2 tRNA genes and 2 rRNA genes are annotated in these 5,526 nt (G+C 46.5%); all 4 read left to right on the top strand.

Annotation, left to right across the window (positions count from 1 at the left end):
- Positions 1–347 precede the first annotated feature (347 nt).
- Positions 348–1,861 (top strand): 16S ribosomal RNA (locus J2W48_RS22980).
- Between the two features lie 195 nt (positions 1,862–2,056).
- Positions 2,057–2,130: transfer RNA gene (locus tag J2W48_RS22975), tRNA-Ile, on the top strand.
- A gap of 168 nt (positions 2,131–2,298) precedes the next feature.
- Positions 2,299–2,372: transfer RNA gene (locus tag J2W48_RS22970), tRNA-Ala, on the top strand.
- Between the two features lie 190 nt (positions 2,373–2,562).
- Positions 2,563–5,446, top strand: a 23S ribosomal RNA gene (locus J2W48_RS22965).
- Together the 16S and 23S rRNA genes with 2 tRNA genes alongside form the textbook arrangement of a ribosomal RNA operon.
- Positions 5,447–5,526: the final 80 nt, after the last annotated feature.

Here is a 5,526-nt window from a genome sequence, read left to right as displayed (position 1 = left end):
AAAAAAGCTTGTGAGATTTGAAAACAGATGTTACATTTGCACCCCGCAAAACAGGGAAAGTTCATTGATAGATTGGTAAATAAGAAGAAGAAAAAGAAGCGAAAATTTTCTTAAAAAAACTTCAAAAAACATTTGCCAGTTAGAAATAAGTTTTCTACTTTTGCACCCGCTTTGAGAGACAAGCGGAAGAAAAAGAAATACACGTTCGTAGACATATTGAATTGACAGCCGTTTTGGAAGAGATTTCAAAACAAAAGAATAAAGAGTAAGATAATCGAGAGATTGAAAAGAACCGATAGAGACTGATTCGAATACAATTAGCTTTAAGCAATTAAAGCGGACAATATACGATGAAGAGTTTGATCCTGGCTCAGGATGAACGCTAGCGGCAGGCTTAACACATGCAAGTCGAGGGGTATGCTTCTTCGGGAGCAGAGACCGGCGCACGGGTGCGTAACGCGTATGCAATCTACCTTTTACAGAGGGATAGCCCAGAGAAATTTGGATTAATACCTCATAGTATAACGACCTGGCATCAGGATGTTATTAAAGTCACAACGGTAAAAGATGAGCATGCGTCCCATTAGCTAGTTGGTAAGGTAACGGCTTACCAAGGCTACGATGGGTAGGGGTCCTGAGAGGGAGATCCCCCACACTGGTACTGAGACACGGACCAGACTCCTACGGGAGGCAGCAGTGAGGAATATTGGACAATGGGCGCAAGCCTGATCCAGCCATGCCGCGTGCAGGATGACGGTCCTATGGATTGTAAACTGCTTTTATACGAGAAGAAACACTACTTCGTGAAGTAGCTTGACGGTATCGTAAGAATAAGGATCGGCTAACTCCGTGCCAGCAGCCGCGGTAATACGGAGGATCCAAGCGTTATCCGGAATCATTGGGTTTAAAGGGTCCGTAGGCGGTTTGGTAAGTCAGTGGTGAAAGCCCATCGCTCAACGGTGGAACGGCCATTGATACTGCCAGACTTGAATTATTAGGAAGTAACTAGAATATGTAGTGTAGCGGTGAAATGCTTAGAGATTACATGGAATACCAATTGCGAAGGCAGGTTACTACTAATTGATTGACGCTGATGGACGAAAGCGTGGGTAGCGAACAGGATTAGATACCCTGGTAGTCCACGCCGTAAACGATGGATACTAGCTGTTGGGAGCAATCTCAGTGGCTAAGCGAAAGTGATAAGTATCCCACCTGGGGAGTACGTTCGCAAGAATGAAACTCAAAGGAATTGACGGGGGCCCGCACAAGCGGTGGAGCATGTGGTTTAATTCGATGATACGCGAGGAACCTTACCAAGGCTTAAATGTAGATTGACCGGTTTGGAAACAGATCTTTCGCAAGACAATTTACAAGGTGCTGCATGGTTGTCGTCAGCTCGTGCCGTGAGGTGTCAGGTTAAGTCCTATAACGAGCGCAACCCCTGTTGTTAGTTGCCAGCGAGTCAAGTCGGGAACTCTAACAAGACTGCCAGTGCAAACTGTGAGGAAGGTGGGGATGACGTCAAATCATCACGGCCCTTACGCCTTGGGCTACACACGTGCTACAATGGCCGGTACAGAGAGCAGCCACTGGGCGACCAGGAGCGAATCTATAAAACCGGTCACAGTTCGGATCGGAGTCTGCAACTCGACTCCGTGAAGCTGGAATCGCTAGTAATCGGATATCAGCCATGATCCGGTGAATACGTTCCCGGGCCTTGTACACACCGCCCGTCAAGCCATGGAAGCTGGGGGTGCCTGAAGTCGGTGACCGCAAGGAGCTGCCTAGGGTAAAACTGGTAACTAGGGCTAAGTCGTAACAAGGTAGCCGTACCGGAAGGTGCGGCTGGAACACCTCCTTTCTAGAGCCCGAGTGTTAGTGGGAAAAGGTTAAAAGAAAAGTGTTATAAGTTGGGCGTCTTGACGCTTGACCCTTAACGGATAACTTTTAACTAAAAAACACACGCTTGGGAAAAAAGAAGAAGCTTTATGGGTTTTGATTTTAAGGCTATTTTACTCTTGCTGTTAGTTCAAATAATAAATTTTAAGTAAAACAGAGTCTCGTAGCTCAGCTGGTTAGAGTACTACACTGATAATGTAGGGGTCGGCAGTTCGAGTCTGCCCGGGACTACTTTTAAATTGTGAATTATAAATTATGAATTATAAATTATAAAAAACAACTAAAAAAAGACTGTAAACTTAAAAAAAAGGAAATTCTGGAAGTTGGAATTCACCAAAAGAAATTAGAGAAGAATTAAGAAATCTAAAATCTGAATTCTACAATCTAAGATTGAAAAATGGGGGATTAGCTCAGCTGGCTAGAGCGCCTGCCTTGCACGCAGGAGGTCAACGGTTCGACTCCGTTATTCTCCACTATCTAAAGAAGATAGAATATAGAAAAAAGAATATAGATTTGGTCTATTCTCTGGCTTCTATGCTCTTTATTCCAAAGAAAAAGTTCATTGACATATTGAGATAAGAAAATAATAACAAGTAGAAAGCGTTTTTTGCTATTTATAGTAAAAGACAAAAAAAACGGTCCTGATTGATTTTAGGATTGGTACAATAAGCAAAATAAGGGCGTATGGGGGATGCCTTGGCTCTCAGAGGCGATGAAAGGCGTGATAAGCTGCGAAAAGCTACGGGGACGGGCACACACCGATTGATCCGTAGATACCTGAATGGGGCAACCCACTATGTTGAAGACATAGTACACCGATAGGTGGGCAAACCCGCTGAACTGAAACATCTAAGTAGGCGGAGGAGAAGAAAACAAAAGTGATTCCGTAAGTAGTGGCGAGCGAACGCGGATTAGCCCAAACCAGTGTTGTTACGGCAATGCTGGGGTTGTAGGACCACGAGATTTCATGCACAAAGAATTAGAATCTACTGGAAAGTAGGGCCGTAGAAGGTGATAGCCCTGTATAAGTAATGAGTGTAATGGATAGTGGTATCCTGAGTAGGGCGGGGCACGTGAAACCCTGTCTGAATTTGGCGGGACCATCCGCTAAGGCTAAATACTCCTGAGAGACCGATAGTGAACCAGTACCGTGAGGGAAAGGTGAAAAGAACCGTGAATAACGGAGTGAAATAGATCCTGAAACCATACGCTTACAAGCGGTCGGAGCCCCTTCGTGGGGTGACGGCGTGCCTTTTGCATAATGAGCCTACGAGTTAACGTTGCTGGCAAGGTTAAGTGGTTAAGCCACGGATCCGTAGCGAAAGCGAGTCTGAATAGGGCGCTTTAGTCAGTAGTGTTAGACGCGAAACCGTGTGATCTACCCATGGGCAGGATGAAGCGCTGGTAACACAGTGTGGAGGTCCGAACCGGTTGACGTTGAAAAGTCTTCGGATGACCTGTGGGTAGGGGTGAAAGGCCAATCAAACTCGGAAATAGCTCGTACTCCCCGAAATGCATTTAGGTGCAGCGTTAGTTATAAAGTTATATAGAGGTAGAGCTACTGATTGGATGCGGGGGCTTCACCGCCTACCAATTCCTGACAAACTCCGAATGCTATATAATGTTCACTAACAGTGAGGGCTTGGGTGCTAAGGTCCAAGTCCGAGAGGGAAAGAACCCAGACCATCAGCTAAGGTCCCCAAATATATACTAAGTTGAAAGAACGAGGTTTGTCTGCCCAGACAGCTAGGATGTTGGCTTGGAAGCAGCCATTCATTTAAAGAGTGCGTAACAGCTCACTAGTCGAGCGGACGAGCATGGATAATAATCGGGCATAAGTATATTACCGAAGCTATGGATTTAGAGTTTACTCTAAGTGGTAGGGGAGCATTCCAGCAGGGTTGAAGGTGTGCCGTAAGGCATGCTGGACTGGCTGGAAAAGAAAATGTAGGCATAAGTAACGATAATGCGGGCGAGAAACCCGCACACCGAAAAACTAAGGTTTCCACAGCTATGCTAATCAGCTGTGGGTTAGTCTGGTCCTAAGGCGAACCCGAAAGGGACAGTCGATGGCTAACGGGTTAATATTCCCGTACTACTAATTACTGTGATGGGGTGACGGAGTGATGAAAGCGCCGCGAACTGACGGAATAGTTCGTTGAAGTACCTACCTATAAGCTGCGCAGGCAAATCCACGCGGCTTGGGGAAATACGATAGTACTCGGAGTCTTCGGACAAAGAGATAGTGCGCCTAAGGGCTTCCAAGAAAAACCTCTAAACTTCAGGTAATTAGTACCAGTACCGTAAACCGACACAGGTAGTTGAGGAGAGAATCCTAAGGTGCTCGAGAGATTCATGGCTAAGGAATTAGGCAAAATAGACCCGTAACTTCGGGAGAAGGGTCGCCCTGAGTAATCAGGGCCGCAGTGAAGAGGTCCAGGCGACTGTTTATCAAAAACACAGGGCTCTGCAAAATCGTAAGATGAAGTATAGGGCCTGACACCTGCCCGGTGCTGGAAGGTTAAGAGGAGATGTTATCTTCGGAGAAGCATTGAATTGAAGCCCCAGTAAACGGCGGCCGTAACTATAACGGTCCTAAGGTAGCGAAATTCCTTGTCGGGTAAGTTCCGACCTGCACGAATGGTGTAACGATCTGGACACTGTCTCAGCCATGAGCTCGGTGAAATTGTAGTAACGGTGAAGATGCCGTTTACCCGCAGTGGGACGAAAAGACCCTGTGCACCTTTACTATAGCTTAGTATTGACCTTGGATAAATGATGTGTAGGATAGGTTGGAGACTATGAAGTGGCGTCGCCAGGCGTTGTGGAGTCATTGTTGAAATACAACCCTTTGTTTATCTGAGGCCTAACCCCGTTTTTCGGGGGACATTGCTTGGTGGGTAGTTTGACTGGGGTGGTCGCCTCCAAAAGAGTAACGGAGGCTTCTAAAGGTTCCCTCAGTACGCTTGGTAACCGTGCGTAGAGTGCAATGGCATAAGGGAGCTTGACTGAGAGACATACAGGTCGATCAGGTACGAAAGTAGAGCATAGTGATCCGGTGGTTCCGCATGGAAGGGCCATCGCTCAAAGGATAAAAGGTACGCCGGGGATAACAGGCTGATCTCCCCCAAGAGCTCATATCGACGGGGGGGTTTGGCACCTCGATGTCGGCTCGTCACATCCTGGGGCTGGAGAAGGTCCCAAGGGTTGGGCTGTTCGCCCATTAAAGTGGCACGCGAGCTGGGTTCAGAACGTCGTGAGACAGTTCGGTCTCTATCTACTGTGGGCGTTAGAAATTTGAGTGGATCTGATTCTAGTACGAGAGGACCGAATTGGACAAACCTCTAGTGTATCTGTTGTTCCGCCAGGAGCATCGCAGAGTAGCTACGTTTGGAAGGGATAAGCGCTGAAAGCATATAAGCGCGAAACCCACCACAAGATGAGATTTCTTTTAAGGATCGTGGAAGATGACCACGTTGATAGGCTATAGATGTAAAGGCAGTAATGTCATAGTCGAGTAGTACTAATAATCCGTAAGCTTATGTACACCCTTTTCCCGCACCGCAAGGTGCGGGGAGAAACTTTCTAAAACTAAAACTTTCTTTATCTCAGTATGTTAAGATATTA

Source organism: Flavobacterium piscis (genome assembly GCF_031457575.1).
Classification (GTDB): Bacteria; Bacteroidota; Bacteroidia; order Flavobacteriales; family Flavobacteriaceae; genus Flavobacterium; species Flavobacterium piscis_A.
The sequence above is the reverse complement of the archived record's forward strand: the minus strand, read 5'-3'. Positions and strand labels throughout refer to the sequence as shown.